The following is a 19606-nucleotide window of genomic DNA, read 5'->3' as shown; positions in this document are numbered from 1 at the left end:
GCAGCTCAGGAGGCGGGCGGTGCCGGGGGCCAGGGCACTCCGGCCAGCAGGGGCAGGATGTGCTCCTCCTCGTAGTCGAGGTGGGCGGTCAGCTCCTCGGTCATCCGGGCCAGTTCGGCGCGGAAGCGCTCCGGCTCCGCGACGGCGACGTCGGCCAGCAGGGCCGCGAGCGCCGACTGGACGGACCCGATGCTCCGGTGCTCCTCCCGCAGCCGGTCGAAGACGTGCCCCAGCTGGGGGTAGTAGCCCTCCATCGTCGGGAACATGTGGCCGTCCTCGGCCGTGTGGTGGAACTCCAGTGCCTGGCAGAACGCCAGACAGCGCTGCCGGATCTGGAGCCCGAGACCGGGCGCGGGCGCCTCGCCCCCGCCCGGGTGGGCGGCCCGCGCGGCGAAGTACGCCTCCGTCTCGTCGTGCACGTGGCGCAGCTGGCCGCGCAGCCAGGTGTGCACCTCCACCAGCTTGTCGGCGAGCGAGGTGATCGCGGGGGCCGTCGCGTCGGGCTCGGGCCGTTCCAGGACCACGACCGGCAGCAGCCGGTCCGTCGCGTCCTGGTAGTCCGCGTACCCGGGCGCCGCGGCGACGACCCGGGCGAAGAGTTCGTCGCGCCGCGCCCCTTCGGCCGGTACGGCGAGGGAGTCGAACTCCTCGTCCCCCAACTCGACCCGCACGGTGGGACGGGCGAGGAGATTGCGGTACCAGTCGGGGTGGAGCGGTGCGCCGAGGTTGGAGCCGACGACGAGCAGCCGTCGGCCGTCGCGTACGTATCCCAGTGGTGTGGTGTGCGGCTTCCCGGAGCGGGCTCCGGTGGTGGTGAGCAGCAGGAGGTCGGCACCCTCGAAGGGGCCGCCGACCTTCCCGGCGTTGGCGCGGAACTCGGTGATGACGGACTGCTGGAAGGCAGGGGACATGGAGGTTCTGGGTCTCCCGGAAGGAAAGCGGGCGGCGAAGGCCCGGCGTCGCGGAGTGCCCGCGGCGAAGCGTTCGGAGGCTGAGGTGCTCAGAGGCAGGGGGCGATGAGTGGACTCACGGCGTCATCCCTGGGAAGAAGGTGCTGGCTTGACCGCCGGCCGGCCCAGATCTTTTTGGCCGACGTCACGCTGCACGTACACATCACAACCCGGGCGGTGCGGGTCTGTCAACGCGAGGACGGGCAGCGCCGAAAAGGCGTTGCCCGTCTCCCGGACGGCTGCGACGCTTCCGGCCATGCCCGCTGAACAAGAGATCCTCACGCCACCGTCGCAGACCCCTCGCACCCACCGGGTCGACGCACTCTTCTCGCACGGCCGCCTGGTCGCTATCCCGCGCAGGGAGGCCCGCCGGGAGCAGCTGCTCGTGCACCTCGCCGACACGCTGTTCGAGCGGGAGCGCTCGTACACGGAGCGCGAGGTGAACGAGGCGCTCCTCACCGTCCACGAGGACTGCTCCGCCCTGCGTCGCTATCTCGTCGTGGCGGGGCTGCTGGTCCGGCCCCGGGACGGCAGCAGCTACCGTCGCGGACGCTGACCGGTCAACCGGGCCAGTTGAGGGTGTCGGGGGCCGGGCCGATAACCGGGTCAGTTGAGGGTGGTGCGGGCGGAACGCCACCGGCCGCGAGCGCCCCGTCACCGGCTGCTCACCCAGTCCCGGACCAGCCGAGAAGGCGCCCCGCGTCCGGGGCCCGAGGCATCTCGGGCCCCGGACGAGCACCAGTGGGCACGGGCCGGAGGGCAGGAGACGGACCCGCTCGTCCGCGCGAAGGCGGAGCGGCAGATAACGCGCTCATCTGCTCGCCGCCATCGTCGAGCTCGGCGGTGAGCTGAAGCTCCCAGCTGCCCGTAGCGGGCGCTGCAGGGGCGTGGTCGTCCCGGAAGGCGGCGCGGTCAGCGCCGGCGGCCGCCGCCGATGCGGCGGTCGTCGGCCAGTGCGGTCAGCGGGCCGAACTCGCAGGCAAGCTCGTTCCACGTCAGAACCTCGCCACAGCGGGCCGGGAACTCCTTCGGGTTGAACTCGGGCATGGTCCAGGTGCCAGTGCCCCGGTCCCGCAGCCACAGGTCCCCGTCACCGTCGACCACAGTCGGCGGGACCGGTACGGGCTCGGCCTGCTCGGTGGGCTCCCAGGTGACCCGGCCCGGGTGGGAAACGCGGCGCAGCTCGGTGGTGGCCAGCCGCGCGGCCAGGTCACGGGTGGACTCTTCGGCCTCCTTGACCGACGCGAGTCGAAACGCGTCGTCAAGTACGGGCAGGGCTGGATTCTTGCTGCGCTTTGAACTCATACGCTGACTACCTCCGGTAGAGGGCGTCACATCCGTTATGGCACCCCGTAAAGGAACACGGTATCCGAGGCGGGAGCCTGGTCGGCTACGATCACTGTCCAGGTGGAGGCGCCGGCGCACACCGGGCATGGGACAGCCCTTAGGCGGTGAGCTGGTCCTGGACGTGGCGCGACCCGTGATGGTAGCGCTCAGATGCCTGGATCGGACGGCCGACCACGGACAACAGGTCCACGAGGAGCGCCCGACGCTCGGTGTACGGGAGGACACGAACATCACCCTCCATCGGTGCTGCAGCACCTCCCACACCGCATACGACGCCGGAGACCCGTCGGGCCCCGGGGGCGCCTGCGGCGCCTGGCCCTGAAGCCGACAGGGGTAGCGGACGGTCGGGGGCGGCTGTCGGGTCCACTCGCTGGCTGACCCGTTCCCGCCTGCTGGTAGACGCACCCGCCCTACGATGAGGGTTATCGTCGAGCTGGGAGGCTGCTGTGGCCGCCGTTGAGCACACTCCGGACTACCCGCCGAAGACCCCGCCACCACCGAAGCGCCCGGTGTCCCCGCCGCGCCCGGAGACGAACCTGGCGGGGACGGCCCGGGCCAGGATGCAGGTACGGAACCGGCGGTCGGCGAACTGGTCGCTGGAGGCGGCCGTCTGGTCCCCGCGGAAGGCTTCGGGCTTCGTGCTGGGCCAGTTGCACGAGTGGGGGTACCGCGAAGCCGACCAAGCTGCGGTCGCGCTGACGGAACTGCTGGTGCGGACCGCGGTCGCGGACGGTGGCCGGCGCGTGTCCGTACACCTCGCGGATCAGAACCGGCAGGCGCTGATCGTCGCCCTGTCGCACCAGCCGGGGCTCGCGGTCGCCGACGACACGGTGCTGGCGGAGCTGACCGGGCTGGGCGCGGTGTCGTGCGGGACGGATACGGCGGAGGACGGGCGCCGGCTGTGGGCGGTCCTCGACCTGTAGGCGCGCATGACGACGGCCCCCATCCGTTGTTTGGTTCTCGCGGCAACGCCGTTCAGTCAGGTCGGGGTCCGGGGTGCGGGCCCGCAGGACGTGTCGGCCCAGGATCGTGGACTTCAGCTCCGCGTAGGCAGTCTCGATCTCCCAGCGTTCGTGGTGGAGCCGGACGAGTTCGGCGGCCGGGTGGGCGGCAGGGTCGGTGAGCGTGGTCAGCAGCCGGTATCGGCCGGTGCGGGTGCCCTGAGCGGTGCGGATACTGATCTCGGCCTCGATGACACGCACGGTCAGAGGGGGCGATCCAGGTCAGGGTCGAGCCGTCATGGCCCGTCATGGCCCGTCATGGCAGCGGGCCAGCGGCGGCAGCGCTGTCGCGCTACGGCCCGGCACTGCCGGGTGGCATGCCGAGGGTTGCTGGGCGATCTCTACCGGCTGTCTCCGAAAGGGCAATCGGCTCCCCTGTCCGGCACCCGCATGGATGGGGTGGAGGCGCGGCAGACTCTCATTTGCCGGGGTGCCGGGGCGCCCCACCCCTACGCGTCCGCCACGGAATCGAACTCCACCTCCTCACGGCCCACCCCCTGCGCGTCGGCGTCCACCGACCGGCGCAGCGCCTCGTGCAGCTTGGCGGGGGTCAGCACTCCGAGGAACCGTGCCCCGTCCAGCACCGCCACCCACCCCGCGTCGTGCTGGAGCATCTCGCTGAACGCCTGCTTCAGCGGGGCGCCCACCGGCACCCACGCGTCCATCCGGCGGGCCAGACCGCCCACCGTCTCCTCCTCCCCGGCCGACCGCAGCGCGTCCGCCGCCACCCAGCCGTGCAGCTCGCCCGCGCCGTTCAGGACCACCGCCCAGCGGGCCCCCGCGGCCGCCAGCCGGGCCGCCGCCGTCCCAGCGTGCTCCGCCAGCCGGGCCACCGGCGGCTCCTCCAGGTCCTTCGGCTCGATCGCCGTGACCGACAGCCGCTTCAGCCCCCGGTCGGAACCCACGAACCGGGCCACGTACGGGGTGGCCGGGGTGCCGAGCACGGCGGCCGGGGTGTCGAACTGCTCGATGCGCCCCTCCCCGTACACCGCGATCCGGTCGCCCATCCGCACCGCCTCCTCGATGTCGTGCGTCACCAGCAGCACCGTCTTGCGCACCCGCTGCTGGAGCGCCAGAAACTCGTGTCGCAGCCGCTCCCGCACCACCGGGTCCACCGCGCCGAACGGCTCGTCCATCAGCAGCACCGGCGGATCCGCCGCGAGCGCCCGCGCCACGCCCACCCGCTGGCGCTGCCCGCCGGAGAGCTGCGCCGGATAGCGCGAGCCGTACGTCCCCGGGTCCAGGCCCACCAGGTCCAGCAGCTCCGCCGCCCGCTCCCGGGCCCGTGCGCGCTTCCAGCCGATCAGCGCCGGAACGGTCGCGGTGTTGTCCAGGACGGTCCGGTGCGGGAAGAGGCCCACCTGCTGGATCACATAGCCGATCCGGCGGCGCAGCTTCACCGGGTCGATCCCGGCGATGTCCTCGCCGGCCACCAGGATCCGGCCCGAGGTCGGCTCGATCAGCCGGTTCACCATCATCATCGTGGTCGTCTTGCCGCAGCCGGACGGTCCCACCAGGGTCACCAGCTCGCCCTCCGCCACCTCGAAGGACAGCCCGTCGACCGCCGTCGTCCCGTCCGGATAGACCTTGCCGACCTGCTCGAACCGGATCATGCCTGAACGCTAGGAGCCCCCCGGCCGCCGCGCACACGGGCCGGGACCGTCCGGGGCATCCCCCCGAGGGCCCCTCCCCGGACCGGTGCGGCCCTGTGCTGAACTGGCCCTTTCGCCCGGATCAGTCCGCACCCCGGATTCAGGAGTTCCCGTGATCAGTTACCGGCAGCCCGGCGTCACCCTCACCGACCGGCGTTTCACCGTGCCCCTGGACCACGGCGACCCCGGCGGCGAGCAGATCGAGGTCTACGGCCGGGAAGCGGTCGCCACCTCCCGGGCCGGCGAGGAACTGCCCTGGCTGGTCTATCTGGAGGGCGGCCCCGGCTTCGGCGCGCGCCGGTTCGTCGGCACGGAGGCCTGGCTCGGCCGCGCCCTGCGCGAGTTCCGGGTGTTCCTCCTCGACCAGCGCGGCACCGGACTGTCCACCCCGGCCAACCGGCAGACCCTCCCGCTGCGCGGCGGCCCGCGCGAACAGGCCGACTACCTCGCCCACTTCCGCTCCGACTCCATCGTCCGCGACTGCGAGCTGATCCGGCCGCAGCTCACCGGCGGAGCACCCTGGACGGTCCTCGGCCAGTCCTTCGGCGGCTTCTGCGCCGTCCGCTACCTCTCCGCCGCCCCGGAGGGGCTGAAGGCGGTCCTGATCACCGGCGGACTGCCCTCGCTGGACGCGCACGCGGACGACGTCTACCGGGCCGCGTACCCCCGTATCGAACGCAAGGTCGCCGCCCACTACGCCCGCTATCCCCAGGACGTCGAGCGCGCCCGCGCGATCGCCGGGTACCTCGCCGAGCACCGGCCCGAGAGCGCCGGACACCGGCTCACCCCCGAAGGCTTCCAGTCGCTCGGCATCATGCTCGGCTCGGGCAGCGGCAGCCACCAGCTCCACTACCTGCTGGAGAACGCGTTCGTCCGCACCCCGGGCGGCACCGAACTCTCCGACGCCTTCCAGGAAGCCATGCGCACGGCCGCCTCCTTTGCCGGGCACCCGCTGTACGCCCTGCTCCACGAGGCCATCTACGGGCAGGGCGAGCGCCCCACCGCCTGGGCCGCCGAGCGGGTCCGGGCCGAGTTCCCGCAGTTCGACGCGGCGAGGGCGCTGGCGGGCGACGGCCCGGTCCTCTTCACCGGCGAGACCATCCACCCCTGGCACTTCGACGTCGACCCGGCCCTGCGCCCGCTGCGCGAGACCGCCGAACTCCTCGCGCAGCGCACCGACTGGCCCGTGCTGTACGACCCCGAGCGGCTCGCCGCCAACGAGATCCCGGTCGCGGCGGCCGTCTACCACGACGACATGTACGTCGACACCGGGGACGCGCTGCGCACGGCGGCGGCGATCCGGGGGCTGCGGACCTGGGTGACGGACGAGTACGAGCACGACGGCGTGCGCGCGGGCGGCCCCCGCGTCCTGGACCGACTGCTGGCGCTGGTCCGCGACGAGGCCTGACCGGCCCCGAGCCCCGCGCGCCCGCCCCGGGGCCGGTCGTGGACCGGCCGGCCCCGCCGGGTCAGCGCTGGAGCTCCTCCAGCGTGGCGTCCAGGTCGCCGGCGGCGCGCGGGGCCCGGTTGTGCGGGAGCTTCGAGAGGACCGTGGCCATCCCGCAGGTGTTGCTGAGCGCCGAGTACACCAGGCCCGTGCCCACGCCCGCGGACAGCCAGCGCGCCGCCGGGAAGCGGATGCCCGCCACCAGCCCCGCCACCACCAGCGAGCCCGCCGCGAGCCGCACCTGACGCTCCATGGGCCAGGTGGTGCGCGCGCCCTCGGGGCGGTCCAGGCCGCGCCCGTCGCCCTCCCAGGCCGACGTGCCGCCGCTCAGCGTCACGGCCTCGATGTCCGCTCCCGCGAGGATCTCGCAGGCCCGCGTGGAGCGGACCCCGGAAGCGCACACCACCAGCAGCGAACCGCGCGCGGAGGCGGACTTGAGCGCGGGCAGCGCGTCCGGGAGCTTGTCGAGCGGGATGTTCAGGGCGCCGGGGACGTGCCCGGCGGCGTACTCGCCCGGAGCCCGCACGTCGATGACGGTGAACTCCTCCAGACGGGCTGCGGCCTGGGCGGGGGAGAGGGATGCGGGGCTGGGCACGAGCGGGTTCCTTTCGTTCGCCGGAGCGGCGGGGTGCGGGGGTGCCCCCGCACCCCGCCCGGACGGGCCGGGCGGCGGTGTTCGCGGTGACCGTCACCGGACTCCAGCCTCGCACGCCCGGCCCCGCAGCCGGGAAGCCTGCCGTGCCGACGGTACGTGGGTAGCCTGCCCGTATGACGACGGTACGTGGATAGCCTGCCCGTATGACGTCGCAGCGACTCGAACCCATGCCCGTCGACTGGCAGCGCGCCCTGGCCGTGGTCGCCCACCCCGACGACCTGGAGTACGGAGCGGCCGCCGCCGTGGCGGAGTGGACCGACGGCGGCCGTGAGGTCGTCTACCTCCTCGCCAGCCGCGGCGAGGCCGGGATCGACACGCTGCCGCCCGAGGAGTGCGCGCCGGTGCGTGAGCGGGAGCAGCGGGCGAGCGCCGCCGTCGTCGGCGTGCGGACCGTGGAGTTCCTGGACCACCGCGACGGTGTGATCGAGTACGGCATCGAGCTGCGCCGCGACATCGCCGCGGCCATCCGCCGTCACCGCCCCGAACTGGTGGTCACCCTCAACCACCGGGACACCTGGGGCGGGGTCGCCTGGAACACCCCCGACCACCGCGCGGTCGGGCGCGCCGCACTGGACGCCGTCGCCGACGCGGGCAACCGCTGGATCTTCCCGGAACTCGGCGAGCGTGGACTCCAGCCGTGGGGCGGGGTGCGCTGGACGGCCGTGGCGGGTACCGACCGGCCCACCCACGCGGTCGACGCGACGGCCGGTCTCGAACGCTCGGTCCGGTCGCTGCTGGAGCACCGCACCTACATCGAGGCGCTGACCCAGGAGGACCCGGAGCGCTACTGCCGGACCTTCCTGGAGGGCATGGCCAAGGACGCGGCCGAGCGGTTCGGCGGCCGGCCCGCGGTCACCTTCGAGGTCTTCGCGCACTGACCGTATTGACAAACCGGCTTGCCGATCCTGCAATGGCCGGATGAAGGAACACGACCGGGACGACCCGGAACTGGAATCCGTCCTCTCCGGCGTCGGCCCCCGCCTGCGCCGGCTGCGCAAGGACCGCGGGGTCACCCTCGCCGCGCTCTCGGCCGCCACCGGCATATCCGTCTCCACGCTCTCCCGGCTGGAGTCCGGCGGCCGTCGCCCCAGCCTCGAACTGATGCTGCCGATCGCCCGCGCCCACGAGGTGCCGCTCGACGATCTGGTGGGCGCCGCACCGGTCGGCGATCCGCGCGTGCGGGCCAAGCCGATCGTTCAGCACGGCCGGACCATGCTGCCGCTGACCGCCCGGCCGGGCGGTCTCCAGGCGTACAAGCTGATCCAGGAGCCCGGCAGCGGCGGCCCGCCGGAACAGCGCACGCACGAGGGGTACGAGTGGCTGTTCGTGCTCTCCGGGAAGCTGCGGCTGCTGCTCGCCGAACACGATCTGGTGCTGGAGCCGGGCGAGGCCGCCGAGTTCGACACCCGGCTGCCGCACTGGTTCGGCCCGGCCGAGGACGCGACGGTGGAGTTCCTCAGCCTCTTCGGTCCGCAGGGCGAGCGCATGCACGTGCGGGCGAAGCCGAAGCGCGCCTGAAGCCCGGGGCGGGCCCGAAGCCGGGGGCTGGCCCGAGGTGTTCCCAGATCGGCAAGCGACCGCTTAGTATGCGGCGCAGCAGTGGTAATGCCGACCGCTCCGGCGGTTGATGCCGACAGTGTTGTGGAGGCCCCTCATGCAGGCATGGCGAGTGCACCGGAACGGCGAGCCGGGCGAGGTGATGCGGCTGGAGGAGACGGACCGGCCCACGCCCGGCGACGGGCAGGTGCTCGTCGAGGTCCGCGCGGCGAACGTCAACTTCCCCGACGCCCTGCTCTGCCGGGGCCAGTACCAGGTGCGGCCGCCGCTGCCGTTCACCCCGGGCGTCGAGGTGTGCGGTACCACCGAGGACGGGCGGCGGGTCCTCGCCACCCCCGCCCTGCCCCACGGCGGCTTCGCCGACTACGTGGTCGCGGACGAGGCGGCCCTGCTGCCCGCCCCCGACTCGCTGGACGACGCCGAGGCGGCCGCCCTGCACATCGGCTACCAGACCGGCTGGTTCGGCCTGCACCGCCGCGCCCGCCTCCAGCCCGGTGAGACCCTCCTCGTCCACGCGGCGGCCGGAGGTGTCGGCAGCGCCGCCGTCCAGCTCGGCAGGGCGGCCGGCGCGAAGGTCATCGGCGTCGTCGGCGGCCCGGAGAAGGCGGCCGTCGCCCGCGAGCTCGGCTGCGACCTGGTCATCGACCGGCGGAGCGAGGACATCGTCGCCGCCGTGAAGGAAGCCACCGGCGGGCGCGGCGCGGACGTCGTCTACGACCCGGTCGGCGGCGACGCGTACGCCAAGTCCGCCAAGTGCGTCGCCTTCGAGGGCCGCATCCTCGTCGTCGGCTTCGCCAGCGGCGTCATCCCCGCACCGGGCCTCAACCACGCCCTGGTGAAGAACTACTCCGTCGTCGGGCTGCACTGGGGCCTGTACAACACCAAGGACCCGGCCGCCGTCCGCGCCTGCCACGACGAGCTGACCACCCTCGCCGAGCAGGGCATCGTCAAACCCCTGGTCAGCGAGCGCGTCGCGATGGCCGGGGCGGCCGGCGCCGTACAGCGCGTCGCCGACGGCACCAGCACCGGCCGCATCGTCGTCCTGCCGGGAGGCGCCCGATGAGCCCCGCTGTCGACGCCGCCGAGGTCCGCCGCCGCACCCGCGAGCTGCTCGCCGCGCACCCGCCCGCCACCACCGACCGCACCGACTTCCTGAGGGCCCGCTTCGACGCAGGCCTGGCCTGGGTCCACTACCCGGCGGGCCTCGGCGGACTCGACGCGCCCCGCTCCCTCCAGCAGGCCGTCGACGCCGAACTCGCCGCCGCCGACGCGCCCGACAACGACCCGCGCCGCATCGGCATCGGCCTCGGCATGGCCGCGCCCACCATCCTCGGCTTCGGCACCGACGAGCAGAAGCGCCGCTTCCTGCGCCCGCTGTGGGTGGGGGAGGAGGTCTGGTGCCAGCTGTTCAGCGAACCCGGTGCCGGATCCGACCTCGCGGCCCTGGCCACCCGCGCAGTCCAGGACGGGGCCGGCGACTGGACCGTCGACGGCCAGAAGGTCTGGACGTCCAGCGCCCACCTGGCCCGCTGGGCGATCCTCATCGCCCGCACCGACCCGGACCTGCCCAAGCACCGGGGCATCAGCTACTTCATCTGCGACATGACCGACCCCGGCGTCGAGGTGCGGCCGCTGCGCCAGATCACCGGCGAGGCCGAGTTCAACGAGGTCTTCCTCACCGGCGTACGCATCCCCGACAGCCACCGCCTCGGCCCCGTCGGAGAGGGCTGGAAGGTCGCCCAGACGACCCTGATGAACGAGCGCGTCTCCATCGGCGGCTCCCGCATCCCCCGCGAGGGCGGCATGATCGGCCCGGTCGCCAGGACCTGGCGCGAGCGCCCCGAGCTGCGCACCCCCGACACCCACCAGCGCCTGCTGACCCTCTGGGTGGAGGCCGAGGTAGCCCGGCTCACCGGCGAGCGGCTGCGCCAGCAGCTCGTCGCCGGACAGCCGGGCCCCGAGGGCTCGGGAATGAAGCTCGCCTTCGCCCGGCTCAACCAGGAGATCAGCGGCCTGGAAGTCGAACTGCTCGGCGACGAAGGCCTGTTGTACGGCGACTGGACCATGAGCCGCCCGGAGTTCGTCGACTTCACCGGACGGGACGCCGGCTACCGCTATCTGCGCTCCAAGGGCAACTCCATCGAGGGCGGCACCAGCGAAGTCCTGCTGAACATCGTGGCCGAGCGCGTCCTCGGCCTGCCCTCCGAACCCCGCAACGACAAGGACGTCGCCTGGAAGGACCTGAGCCGATGACCACGCCCGCCCAGCCCCCCGCCACCCCCGACCTGCTCTACTCCAGGGACGAGGAGGACCTGCGCGCCGCCGTGCGCGCCCTCCTCGCCGACCGGGCCGACGCGCCGAAGGTGATCGCGGCGACCGAGTCCGACACGCCGTACGACCAGCGGCTGTGGTCCTCGCTCGCCACCGGCATCGGTGCGGCCGGACTCCTCGTGCCGGAGAAGCTCGGCGGCCAGGGCGCGTCCCACCGCGAGGCCGCCGTGGTCCTGGAGGAGCTCGGCCGGGCCGTGGCCCCCGCCCCGTATCTGACCAGCTCCGTCGTGGCCACCGAGACCCTGCTCGCGCTGGGCGCCGAGGGCGGTCCGGCCGCCGCGCTCCTGGGCGAGCTGGCCTCCGGCGCCCGTACGGCCGTGCTCGCCGTGCCCTTCGCGACCTCGCCCGCCGGGGCGGACCCGGCGCTCGCCTCCCTGGACGGGACGGTACGCGGCGTCGCCGACGCGGCGGCGGCCGATGTCCTGCTGGTGCCGACCGCCGAGGGCCTGTACGCCGTCGAGGCAGCCGGCCCCGGCGTCGCCGTGCAGCCGCTCGTCCCGCTCGACCTGACCCGGCCGCTGGCCGCCGTCACCCTGACCGGGGCCGCCGGGACCCTGCTGGCGAACGCGGACGCGAGCGCCACCGCCGTACGGCGCGGACTGCTCGCCGGGGCCGGACTGCTCGCCTCCGAACAGCTCGGCCTCGCGGAGTGGTGTCTGACCGAGACCGTCCGGTACACCCGGGAACGCCATCAGTTCAACCGGCCCGTGGGCTCGTTCCAGTCGCTCAAGCACCGGATGGCGCAGCTCTGGCTGGAGGTCGTCTCGGCCCGCGCCGCCGCCCGCAACGCCGCCGACGCCCTCGCCTCCAGCAGCCCCGACGCCCCGCTCGCCGTCGCGGTGGCCCAGGCGTACTGCTCCGGCGTCGCGGTCCACGCCGCCGAGGAGTGCGTACAACTGCACGGCGGGATCGGCATGACCTGGGAACACCCCGCGCACCTGTACCTGAAGCGCGCCAAGGCCGACTCGATCGGCTACGGCACGGCGGGCCGTCATCGGCAGACCGTCGCGGAGCTGACGCTACTCCCGGCTCCGTGAAGTAGGGACGTCCTCACTCCCGGCTCCGTGCGGTAGGGACGCTTTCGGACGCGTCGGCCCCGGTGCACCTGTCTCGTCTGTCGAGGCGGGCTGTACCGGGGTCTTTTACGTGCTGTTTAATTGCACACTGTTCGCAATTACAGCCGATCTTGAACAGGGGTGTGGGACTATGACGGCCCGATCGATACGGGTGGCGGTCGCCGCCACGATGGCGACCGCACTGTCCCTGACCGCAGCCGCCTGCTCGAACCCGGACACCGCCAAGGGCGGCTCCGGATCGGGGTCCACCTCGGCCGTCGTCGGCATCGCCTACGAGCCCGACAGCCTGAGCCCGCTGCTCGGCTACGGCAAGGACGGCAACTCCAAGATCTTCGACGGACTGCTCGCCCTGGACGCGGACATGAAGCTCCGCCCCGCCCTCGCCGCCGGACTCCCCGAGGTCAGCGCCGACGGGCTGACATACACGTACAAGCTGCGCCAGGGCGTGAAGTTCAGCGACGGGAAGCCGTTCGGGGCCAAGGACGTCGTCTTCACCTACCGCACCATCCTCGACGAGAAGACCAACAACGCCTCCCGCACCGAGCTGGACGCCGTCAAGGACGTCACGGCGAACGGCGAGGACACGGTCGTCTTCACGCTGAAGTACCCCTACGCGCCGTTCGCCCAGCGCACCGTCCTGCCCATCGCCCCCCAGCACGTCGCGGGCGAGCAGGACGTCAACACCGGGGCCTTCACCACCCGCCCCATCGGCACCGGGCCCTACGTCCTCACCAAGTGGTCCAAGGGCGAGAAGCTCAGCTTCACCGCCAACCCCCACTACTGGGGCGGCGAACCCGAGGTGAAGAAGTTCACCATGGCGATCATCAAGGACGACGACGTGCGCGCCACCCGGCTGCGCTCCGGCGACCTCGACGGCGCGATCCTGCCGCCCAACCTCGCCAAGGGCTTCGCGGACGACAAGAGCAAGAAGACGGTTACCGCCACCACCTACGACTACCGCACGGTGACCCTCCCGACCCACAACAAGGTCACCGGCGACACCGCCGTGCGCCGCGCCCTCGACATCGCCGTCGACCGCGAGACCATGGTCGACGCCATCCTCAACGGCGACGGCAAGCCCGCCTACGGGCCCGTTCCCACCGACAGCGAGTGGTTCACCCAGGGCACCGAGCGCCCCCACGACCTCGCCGCAGCGAAGAAGATCCTGGACGAGGCCGGATGGAAGCCCGGCAAGGACGGCGTCCGGGTCAAGGACGGCGTCCGCGCCGCCTTCCCGCTCTGGTACCTCACCGGCGACAAGCTCCGCCAGGAGCACGCCCTCGCCTACGCCTCCGACGCCAAGAAGGCCGGAATCGCCATCACCGCCGAGGCCGGCAGCTGGGAGGTCATCGAGCCCCGGATGAAGCACGACGCCGTGCTCGCGGGCGGCGGCTCGCCCGCCGACCCCGACTTCGACCAGTACACCCTGCTCAAGTCCTCCCTCGCGGGCGACGGCTTCAACAACATGGCCTGGTACGACAACAAGGCCGTCGACGCCGCTATCGAGGCCGGCCGCAGGAGTGGCGACAGGACTGAGCGCAAGAAGGCCTACGACACCGTCCAGCGCGAGCTGGTGAAGAACCCGGGCTACACCTTCCTCACCCACATCGACCACCTCTACGTCGTCGACGACCGCTTCGGCCCCCTCACCACCCAGGTCGAGCCGCACGACCACGGGCTGGCCTCCGGCCCCTGGTGGAACGTGGAGAAGTGGTCCACCGAGGGCGCCGGGGGCTCGAAGAAGTGAGCCGACGCCTCCCCTGGGTGCCGATGGCGCGGATGGCGGGGCGGCGGGCCCTGTTCGCCGTCCCCGTCCTCGGCGTCGTCACCTTCGGCGTCTTCGCCGTCGCCGCCGCCTCCCCCTTCGACCCGGTCAAGGCCTACGCGGGCACCGCCGGGCTCACCGCATCGCAGGAGAACCTCGACCAGCTGCGGGTCAACCTCGGCGTCGACCAGCCGCTCGTCGCCCGCTGGTGGGACTGGCTGACCTCCGCCCTGCGGGGCGATCTCGGCGACTCCAGCGTGATGCGCCAGCCGGTCGCCGACGTCATCGCGGAGCGCATGGGCTGGTCCGTCCTGCTCGCCGCCACCGCCTTCCTCGTCGCGATCCTGCTCGGCACCGGCCTCGGCGTCCTCGCCGCCCGCAGACCCGGCGGCTGGCTCGACCGGTGCGTCAGCTCCGCCGCGTACACCCTGGAGGCCGCCCCCGCCTTCTGGCTGGGGCTGCTCGCCATCTGGTTCTTCGCGCTCAAGCTGGACGTCCTCCCGGCCGGCGGTCTCACCGACGCCGCCAGCGAGGTCGTCACCTTCGGCCAGGTCGCCTCCCACCTGGTGCTGCCCGCCGCCGTCCTCGGCGTCTCCCAGCTGCCGTGGTTCTTCCTGTACGTACGCCAAGGGGTCGCCGACGCCCTCGCCGAGGACCCGGTGCGCGGCGCCCGCGCCCGGGGGCTGAGCGAGCGCACCGTGCTCCTCGGCCACGCCCTGCGCTCCGGGATGCTGCCGATGCTCACCCTGATCGGCTCCCGCGTCCCCGAGCTCATCACCGGCGCGCTGCTCGTGGAGACGGTGTTCAGCTGGCCCGGCATCGCCGCCGCCACGGTGGAGGCCGCCACCTCGGTGGACTTCTCCCTGCTCACCGCGCTCACGGTGCTCGCCACCGCCGCCGTCCTGCTCGGCAACCTCCTCTCCGACCTCCTCTACGGACTCGCCGACCCCCGGGTGGCCTTCGATGGCTGAGACCGCGCTCGCCCTTCCCGGCCGCACCACCCGCCGCGTCCGGATCGTCACCTCGGCCACGATCGTCGTCGCCGTCCTGCTCGCCGTCCTCGTCGTCCCGCCGCTGGCCCAGCTCGACCAGCAGGCCGTCGACCTGGCCAACAAGCTCGACCCGCCCTCCTGGGCCCACCCGTTCGGCACCGACGACGTCGGCCGCGACCTCCTGCTGCGCTGCGTCTACGGCCTGCGCGCATCGCTCCTGGTCGGCCTGGTCGCGGCCCTCACCGCCACCGTCATCGGCACCGCGATCGGCGCCCTCGCCGGGGCGTTCGGCGGCTGGACGGACCGGATCGTCATGCGGGTCGTCGACGCGCTGTCCTCCGTGCCGCACCTGCTCCTCGGCATCTTCATCGTCGCGATGTTCCGCCCCGGCGTCTGGCCGGTGATCGTCTCGGTCGCCCTGACGCACTGGCTGTCCACCGCCCGGATCGTCCGCTCGGAGGTGCTCTCGCTGCGCTCGCGCCCCTTCATCGACGCGGCGGTCTCCGGCGGCGCCTCCCGCACCCGGGTCATCGTGCGGCACCTGCTGCCCGGTGTGCTCCCGCAGGCCGGTCTGGCCGCGGTGCTGATGGTGCCGCACGCGATGTGGCACGAGTCGGCGCTGTCCTTCCTCGGGCTGGGGCTCCCGGCCCATCAGGCGAGCCTCGGCAACCTCGTCCAGTCCGCGCGCGGATCCCTGCTCGCGGGGGACTGGTGGCCCACCCTCTTCCCCGGCCTCTTCCTGATCATCCCGACCCTCGCGCTCGCCGGCCTCGCCGGAGCCTGGCGCGACCGGATCAACCCGCGCCGGAAATCGGAGCTGATGCTGTGACCCGCGCCCCTGAATCCGCCGAGCCCCCCGTCCTCGCGGTCGAGAACCTCTCCGTCCGCTTCCGGATGCGCGGCGGCCGGGACATAGCGGCCGTCACCGACGCCCGTTTCTCCGTGGCGCAGGGGGAGTGCCTGGCCCTGGTCGGCGAGAGCGGCTGCGGCAAGTCGGTCCTGGCCTCCGCCCTGCTCGGACTGCTGCCCGCCAACGCGGCGACCACCGGCAGCGCGGTGCTCGGCGGGGACACCGACCTGCTCACCGCCGACGAGCGCACCCTCGCCCGCACCGTACGGGGACGGCGCATCGGCCTCGTACCGCAGAGTCCCGCCGCCCACCTCACCCCCGTGCGCACGGTCCGGGCCCAGCTGGAGGAGAGCCTGCGCGAGCTGACCGGGGTGCGGGGGAGCGAGCTGCCGAAGGCCGCCGTGGCGGCAGCCGGCCGCGCCTCGTTCCCCGAGGACCACCTCGACCGCTACCCGCACGAGCTTTCCGGCGGCCTCGCCCAGCGCGCCGCGACCGCCCTCGCCCTGGTCGGCGACGCCCCGCTGCTGCTCGCCGACGAACCGACCACCGGGCTCGACCGGGACCTCGTCGAGCGGACCGTCGACGAACTGCGCCGCCACACCGACGAGGGCCGGGCGCTGCTGATCATCACCCACGACCTGGCCGCCGCCGAACGGATCGCGGACCGGGTCGCCGTGATGTACGCGGGCCGGATCGTCGAGATCGCCGAAGCGGGCCCCTTCTTCGGCGCACCCGGCCCCCGCCATCCGTATGCCCGGGGCCTGCTGGACGCCCTGCCCGAGCGGGAGTTCGCCCCGATCCCCGGGATGCCGCCGGAGCTGGGGGCGCTGCCCGACGGCTGCGCCTTCGCCGCCCGCTGCGCGTACGCGGACGCCCGCTGCACCGGCGAACGACCGACCTTCGAGGCGGACCTGGCCTGCCACCACGCACTTCCCGGCCGGACGCACCCCCTCAAGGAGGCCGCCGATGCTTGAGCTGACCCGGATCACCGCCGGATACGACCGCCGCGACCCCGTCGTCCGCGATGTATCCCTGCACGTCGCGGCGGGCGAGGCGGTCGGGCTGCTGGGCCCCAGCGGCTGCGGCAAGTCCACCCTGGCCAAGGTCGCGGCCCTCCTGCACCGCCCGGACACCGGAACCATGACCCTCGACGGCACGGTCGTACGCGGCTGGCGGCACCGGGCCCCGCGCGAGCAGCGCACGGCCGTCGGCGTCGTCTTCCAGCAGCCCCGGCTCTCCGCCGACCCCCGGCTCAGCCTGCGCGAACTGATCGCCCAGCCGCTGCGGTCCACCGGGCGCCGCCGGGACGTCCCCGGGCGGGTGGCGGAACTGGCCCCGCTGGTCGGTCTCTCCGAGGAGCTGCTGGAGCGCCGCCCGCACGCGGTGAGCGACGGCCAGCTCCAGCGGGCCTGCCTGGCACGGGCCCTGGTGCTGGAGCCCCGGCTGCTGATCTGTGACGAGATGACCGCGATGCTCGACGCCTCCACGACGGCCGCCCTGGTCGCCGTGGTCGAGCGCTACCGCTCCGCGTCCGGGGCGGCCCTGCTCGCGGTCGGCCACGACCGGGTGCTGCTGGAGCGCTGGTGCGACCGTACGGTCCGCTGGGGCGAGCGGACCGCCGGAAGCGAGCGCGTGGCGGTCGGCTGACCGGCGGCTGTCGCCCGAGCGCCCCACGCGAACGGCGCACAGCGAGCAGCGAGCAGTGAACGGGGCACGAGGAACGGCGCACGCCACGGCCCACCCACGGACCGTGGCGCCCGGCGAACAAGCGATGCGGCCCGGTCGACCGGCGGGCGACGGTCCAGCCAACTCTTGGCAGGTACCTGCCCAGCGGTGGGGGTGCGGCTCCATACTCGACGCGACCGTCCACCCCGCCCGTACGCCGCTCAGGGAGTCCCCATGGCCCACCCCACCCGCCGCCGCGCGCTCACGGTCGCCCTCGCCACCGCCACCGCCGCCGTGGCCGTCGCCGTCCCCACCGCGACGGCGGTCGCCGCACCCGCCCGTCCGCGCGGTCCGCGCCCGTTACGCCAGGCCCACGCGCACAACGACTACCTGCACCCCCGGCCGCTGCACGACGCGCTCGCCCACGGGTTCACCAGCGTCGAGGCGGACGTCTTCCTCGTCGGCGGCGACCTGCTCGTGGCCCATGAGCCCGCCACGCTCGACCCCACCCGCACCCTCGCCTCGCTCTACCTGGACCCGCTCGCTGCGCTGGTCCGCGCGGGGCACGGCAGCGTCCACCCGCACCACCGCGCCCCGTTGCAGCTCCTCATCGACATCAAGGCCGACGGCGTCGCCGCCTACCGCGAACTGGACCGGCAACTGCGCCGCCACCACCGGATCCTCACCCGCTACAGCCACGGCCGCGTCCACCTCGGCGCGGTCACCCCGGTCATCTCCGGCGACCGCGCGGCCCGCGTCCCCATGGAGGCGCAGCGCACCCGGTACGCGTTCTACGACGGCCGCCTCGACGACCTCGGCACCGGGGCCCCCGCCTCGTTCGCCCCGCTCGTCAGCGCCAACTGGACCCAGAGCTTCGGCTGGCTCGGCGCCGGCCCCTTCCCCCGGGCCGAGCGCGACCGGCTCCGCACCCTCGTCGCCACCGCCCACCGGGAAGGCCGCCGCATCCGCTTCTGGGCCACTCCCGACCTGCCCGGACCCGCACGCGAGGCCGTCTGGTCCGAACTGCTCGCCGCCGGGGTCGACCACCTCAACACCGACGACCTGGCCGGACTCGAACGATTCCTCCGCGCTCGCGGGAACGGGGCCCCGACCCCGTAACGCCTCCCGGCGCGGGAGTACCCGTTCGGCCGACACGCCAGTGCGCCGAACAGCCCCTCCGCTGCGCGACACTGGCGGCCGAATGCCGCAAATCCGGCGCGGCGGAGGAGGTTGGCCATGGCCGTTTCGATCTCGGTGGTCCTGCTCATGCTGATCCTGGCAGTGATCTTCCTGCGCAACGGCGGACTGAAGATCTCCCACGCACTGGTCTGTGTCCTGCTGGGATTCTTCCTGGCCGGTACGAGCATGGCGCCGACCATCCACGACGGCGTCGGGGCCACCGCCGACCTGGTCAGCGGCCTCCACCCCTGACCCCGGCCGCACTCCCGCCTCCGGCCCCGGGCTCGGCGCGGAACCCGCCGCCGGCCCGGCCGGGACCGGCGGCCCGTCCGCGCCGCGCCCGGACATCCCGCACAATGGGCAGATGTCTTTTCCGCCCTCCGGCCGGCACTCGGGCGCCGCCCACCACGAGTACTGCAACACCGGCCTGTGCTGCCGGTGCCAGATGCGGATCTGGACGACGAAGGCGGGCAACGAGCGGCTCTGCGGGCCGTGCGCGGCCTGCTGCCAGTCCTGCGGCCGGGCCCCCGCGCCCCACCTGGACGGGCTCGACGGAGGGCTGTGCGCCGAGTGCCGCGGCCTGTGCGGCCGCTGCCACGCCCCGAAACGGCCCGACGGAACCTGTTTCTGCGACCGCTGGCGGGAGAACGCCAAGAGCAACCCACGCGGCTATGTCCTCCAGGCGTTGCCGCAGCAGCTCCTCCAGGCGCTCGGCGGCCGGGTCCCGAGCACCGTCCACGACCTGATCCACCAGGAGCTGGCGAACCGCAGCGCTGGTCTCCTCCGGGAACGCATCGAACGCCGCTGGAACCTGCGCTGGGCCCACGCCCTCAACGAGAAGGACGAGGACGGCCGCCGCCGCTGGAGCGCCCAGGACATCGCCGAACAGTTGCTGATGCCCGGCTCGTGCTCCGACCCGCAGTGCGAGGACGGTCACCGCGTCACCACCGACACCCCGTGCCCCCGCTGCCGGCAGCCGCTGCACCGCTTCGTCACCTCGGTCGCCGACCACACCGCGACGCCGGAGCACGCCCAGGCCGCGGCGGCCCGCATCCGCCGGGCGATGCTGGAGAACCGCTCGCACCGGAAGCCTCCGCCGCGCGGATAGGGCGGGGCCCGGTGTGTCACGAATGGTTGCC

General features: G+C 73.5%; 20 protein-coding genes and 1 pseudogene. 16 read left to right on the top strand and 5 right to left on the bottom strand.

Features of this window, described 5'->3' with window-relative positions; genetic code table 11:
• Window positions 1-5: 5 nt before the first annotated feature.
• Window positions 6-911 (bottom strand): nitroreductase/quinone reductase family protein, encoded by a 906-nt coding sequence (locus tag N7925_RS01590; RefSeq protein ID WP_274342776.1) that lies wholly within the window; start codon window positions 909-911, stop codon window positions 6-8.
• Between the two features lie 295 nt (window positions 912-1206).
• Between N7925_RS01590 and N7925_RS01585 the strand changes: the two genes are divergently transcribed.
• Window positions 1207-1506, top strand: coding sequence for a DUF2087 domain-containing protein (locus N7925_RS01585; RefSeq protein WP_274342775.1), 300 nt, complete (start codon window positions 1207-1209; stop codon window positions 1504-1506).
• Window positions 1507-1862: 356 nt separating this feature from the next.
• Here the strand turns inward: N7925_RS01585 and N7925_RS01580 are convergent, their stop codons facing one another.
• On the bottom strand, window positions 1863-2255 hold the full coding sequence (locus tag N7925_RS01580) for a hypothetical protein (protein ID WP_265597681.1): 393 nt from the start codon (window positions 2253-2255) through the stop codon (window positions 1863-1865).
• Between the two features lie 488 nt (window positions 2256-2743).
• On the opposite strand from N7925_RS01580, the gene N7925_RS01575 reads away from it, so the two are divergent.
• Window positions 2744-3220, top strand: a complete 477-nt coding sequence (locus N7925_RS01575; RefSeq protein ID WP_265597680.1) for a hypothetical protein — start codon at window positions 2744-2746, stop codon at window positions 3218-3220.
• Window positions 3221-3346: 126 nt separating this feature from the next.
• On the opposite strand, the pseudogene N7925_RS01570 reads toward N7925_RS01575, so the two are convergent.
• Both N7925_RS01570 and N7925_RS01565 read right to left on the bottom strand, forming a co-directional pair.
• Window positions 3347-3499: pseudogene (locus N7925_RS01570) on the bottom strand (IS4 family transposase); the annotation flags it as partial.
• 248 nt (window positions 3500-3747) lie between these two features.
• Entirely contained in the window at window positions 3748-4911 is a 1164-nt protein-coding gene (locus tag N7925_RS01565; protein WP_265597679.1) for an ABC transporter ATP-binding protein, read from the bottom strand.
• Window positions 4912-5062: 151 nt separating this feature from the next.
• Here N7925_RS01565 and N7925_RS01560 point away from each other — a divergent pair, with 151 nt between their 5' ends.
• Window positions 5063-6358 carry an alpha/beta fold hydrolase gene (locus tag N7925_RS01560; protein WP_265597678.1) on the top strand — a complete coding sequence of 432 codons (1296 nt, stop codon included), beginning with the start codon at window positions 5063-5065 and terminating at the stop codon, window positions 6356-6358.
• Between the two features lie 61 nt (window positions 6359-6419).
• Here N7925_RS01560 and N7925_RS01555 read toward each other — a convergent pair whose 3' ends face one another.
• Window positions 6420-6992 carry a rhodanese-like domain-containing protein gene (locus N7925_RS01555; RefSeq protein WP_274342774.1) on the bottom strand — a complete coding sequence of 191 codons (573 nt, stop codon included), beginning with the start codon at window positions 6990-6992 and terminating at the stop codon, window positions 6420-6422.
• A gap of 203 nt (window positions 6993-7195) precedes the next feature.
• Here N7925_RS01555 and N7925_RS01550 point away from each other — a divergent pair, with 203 nt between their 5' ends.
• The 13 genes from N7925_RS01550 (at window position 7196) to N7925_RS01490 (ending at window position 19575) form a co-directional block, all read left to right on the top strand.
• On the top strand, window positions 7196-7930 hold the full coding sequence (locus N7925_RS01550; protein ID WP_274342773.1) for a PIG-L deacetylase family protein: 735 nt from the start codon (window positions 7196-7198) through the stop codon (window positions 7928-7930).
• Window positions 7931-7970: 40 nt separating this feature from the next.
• On the top strand, window positions 7971-8570 hold the full coding sequence (locus N7925_RS01545; protein ID WP_018955829.1) for a helix-turn-helix domain-containing protein: 600 nt from the start codon (window positions 7971-7973) through the stop codon (window positions 8568-8570).
• Between the two features lie 136 nt (window positions 8571-8706).
• Window positions 8707-9672, top strand: a complete 966-nt coding sequence (locus N7925_RS01540) for an NADPH:quinone oxidoreductase family protein (protein ID WP_274342772.1) — start codon at window positions 8707-8709, stop codon at window positions 9670-9672.
• Complete coding sequence (locus N7925_RS01535; RefSeq protein ID WP_274342771.1) at window positions 9669-10862, top strand: acyl-CoA dehydrogenase family protein; 1194 nt, start codon at window positions 9669-9671, stop codon at window positions 10860-10862. The genes N7925_RS01540 and N7925_RS01535 overlap by 4 nt, the downstream gene beginning before the upstream one ends.
• Window positions 10859-11977, top strand: a complete 1119-nt coding sequence (locus N7925_RS01530; protein ID WP_274342770.1) for an acyl-CoA dehydrogenase family protein — start codon at window positions 10859-10861, stop codon at window positions 11975-11977. Before N7925_RS01535 ends, N7925_RS01530 begins: the two co-directional genes overlap by 4 nt.
• A 169-nt stretch (window positions 11978-12146) precedes the next feature.
• Complete coding sequence (locus N7925_RS01525) at window positions 12147-13763, top strand: ABC transporter substrate-binding protein (protein ID WP_274342769.1); 1617 nt, start codon at window positions 12147-12149, stop codon at window positions 13761-13763.
• Window positions 13764-13786: 23 nt separating this feature from the next.
• Window positions 13787-14752 carry an ABC transporter permease gene (locus tag N7925_RS01520; protein WP_274346380.1) on the top strand — a complete coding sequence of 322 codons (966 nt, stop codon included), beginning with the start codon at window positions 13787-13789 and terminating at the stop codon, window positions 14750-14752.
• Window positions 14745-15602, top strand: a complete 858-nt coding sequence (locus N7925_RS01515; RefSeq protein ID WP_274342768.1) for an ABC transporter permease — start codon at window positions 14745-14747, stop codon at window positions 15600-15602. The genes N7925_RS01520 and N7925_RS01515 overlap by 8 nt, the downstream gene beginning before the upstream one ends.
• A 65-nt stretch (window positions 15603-15667) precedes the next feature.
• Window positions 15668-16597, top strand: coding sequence for an ABC transporter ATP-binding protein (locus N7925_RS01510; protein WP_274346379.1), 930 nt, complete (start codon window positions 15668-15670; stop codon window positions 16595-16597).
• Window positions 16590-17270 carry an ABC transporter ATP-binding protein gene (locus tag N7925_RS01505; protein WP_274342767.1) on the top strand — a complete coding sequence of 227 codons (681 nt, stop codon included), beginning with the start codon at window positions 16590-16592 and terminating at the stop codon, window positions 17268-17270. Before N7925_RS01510 ends, N7925_RS01505 begins: the two co-directional genes overlap by 8 nt.
• 252 nt (window positions 17271-17522) lie before the next feature.
• Window positions 17523-18407 (top strand): phosphatidylinositol-specific phospholipase C/glycerophosphodiester phosphodiesterase family protein, encoded by an 885-nt coding sequence (locus N7925_RS01500; protein ID WP_274342766.1) that lies wholly within the window; start codon window positions 17523-17525, stop codon window positions 18405-18407.
• Between the two features lie 117 nt (window positions 18408-18524).
• Entirely contained in the window at window positions 18525-18719 is a 195-nt protein-coding gene (locus N7925_RS01495) for a hypothetical protein (protein ID WP_274342765.1), read from the top strand.
• Window positions 18720-18831: 112 nt separating this feature from the next.
• On the top strand, window positions 18832-19575 hold the full coding sequence (locus N7925_RS01490; protein ID WP_265597669.1) for a hypothetical protein: 744 nt from the start codon (window positions 18832-18834) through the stop codon (window positions 19573-19575).
• Window positions 19576-19606 lie beyond the last annotated feature (31 nt).

The sequence above is a fragment of the Streptomyces sp. CA-278952 genome, assembly GCF_028747205.1.
GTDB lineage: Bacteria > Actinomycetota > Actinomycetes > Streptomycetales > Streptomycetaceae > Streptomyces.
Note: the sequence above shows the minus strand (reverse complement) of the source record. Positions and strands in the feature narration are given on the sequence as shown.

Excerpts from the sequence above, each read along its gene's own strand:
- N7925_RS01535 (WP_274342771.1), top strand. The coding sequence starts at position 9,669 with ATGAGCCCCGCTGTCGACGCCGCCGAGGTCCGCCGCCGCACCCGCGAG.
- N7925_RS01585 (WP_274342775.1), top strand. The coding sequence starts at position 1,207 with ATGCCCGCTGAACAAGAGATCCTCACGCCACCGTCGCAGACCCCTCGC.
- N7925_RS01515 (WP_274342768.1), top strand. The coding sequence starts at position 14,745 with ATGGCTGAGACCGCGCTCGCCCTTCCCGGCCGCACCACCCGCCGCGTC.
- N7925_RS01540 (WP_274342772.1), top strand. The coding sequence starts at position 8,707 with ATGCAGGCATGGCGAGTGCACCGGAACGGCGAGCCGGGCGAGGTGATG.
- N7925_RS01550 (WP_274342773.1), top strand. The coding sequence starts at position 7,196 with ATGACGTCGCAGCGACTCGAACCCATGCCCGTCGACTGGCAGCGCGCC.
- N7925_RS01525 (WP_274342769.1), top strand. The coding sequence starts at position 12,147 with ATGACGGCCCGATCGATACGGGTGGCGGTCGCCGCCACGATGGCGACC.
- N7925_RS01565 (WP_265597679.1), bottom strand. The coding sequence starts at position 4,911 with ATGATCCGGTTCGAGCAGGTCGGCAAGGTCTATCCGGACGGGACGACG.
- N7925_RS01505 (WP_274342767.1), top strand. The coding sequence starts at position 16,590 with ATGCTTGAGCTGACCCGGATCACCGCCGGATACGACCGCCGCGACCCC.
- N7925_RS01495 (WP_274342765.1), top strand. The coding sequence starts at position 18,525 with ATGGCCGTTTCGATCTCGGTGGTCCTGCTCATGCTGATCCTGGCAGTG.
- N7925_RS01590 (WP_274342776.1), bottom strand. The coding sequence starts at position 911 with ATGTCCCCTGCCTTCCAGCAGTCCGTCATCACCGAGTTCCGCGCCAAC.
- N7925_RS01545 (WP_018955829.1), top strand. The coding sequence starts at position 7,971 with ATGAAGGAACACGACCGGGACGACCCGGAACTGGAATCCGTCCTCTCC.
- N7925_RS01520 (WP_274346380.1), top strand. The coding sequence starts at position 13,787 with ATGGCGCGGATGGCGGGGCGGCGGGCCCTGTTCGCCGTCCCCGTCCTC.
- N7925_RS01530 (WP_274342770.1), top strand. The coding sequence starts at position 10,859 with ATGACCACGCCCGCCCAGCCCCCCGCCACCCCCGACCTGCTCTACTCC.
- N7925_RS01500 (WP_274342766.1), top strand. The coding sequence starts at position 17,523 with ATGGCCCACCCCACCCGCCGCCGCGCGCTCACGGTCGCCCTCGCCACC.
- N7925_RS01580 (WP_265597681.1), bottom strand. The coding sequence starts at position 2,255 with ATGAGTTCAAAGCGCAGCAAGAATCCAGCCCTGCCCGTACTTGACGAC.
- N7925_RS01490 (WP_265597669.1), top strand. The coding sequence starts at position 18,832 with ATGTCTTTTCCGCCCTCCGGCCGGCACTCGGGCGCCGCCCACCACGAG.
- N7925_RS01510 (WP_274346379.1), top strand. The coding sequence starts at position 15,668 with ATGCGCGGCGGCCGGGACATAGCGGCCGTCACCGACGCCCGTTTCTCC.